Source organism: Vogesella mureinivorans (assembly GCF_007644035.1).
Lineage (GTDB): Bacteria > Pseudomonadota > Gammaproteobacteria > Burkholderiales > Chromobacteriaceae > Vogesella > Vogesella mureinivorans.
On record NZ_VMTV02000689.1, the window covers coordinates 1 to 259 of the forward strand.

The 259-nt window shown below is 54.4% G+C and carries 1 protein-coding gene; it reads right to left on the reverse strand.

Annotated elements, in window-relative coordinates; genetic code table 11:
- Positions 1-259, reverse strand: a 259-nt coding sequence (locus FLQ44_RS24165; protein ID WP_439144946.1) for a hypothetical protein, incomplete at both ends; no start/stop codon positions are given.

The window sequence follows — 259 nt, forward strand, 5'->3', positions numbered from 1 at the left end:
GAACCAAATCTGGTCATAGCAATCATGCTCAGCCCGTTTAGATGCAAAAACGGGTTGTGGGTCTTTGGGCAGGAGTGGGATGGGAGTCAGCAGTTCTCGTCCTTTATGAAGAACGCCGTTGAGCCAACGCAAGCCAATCTTGAGATAGCTAATCCCCCGCCGCCAGTGGGGGTCAACCTGCTGTCGCAAGCCGGCAATTTGCACCGCCATACCCTGGGTGGTTGCATACAAAATGGCGAGCGCGGCAACGAGATACAAG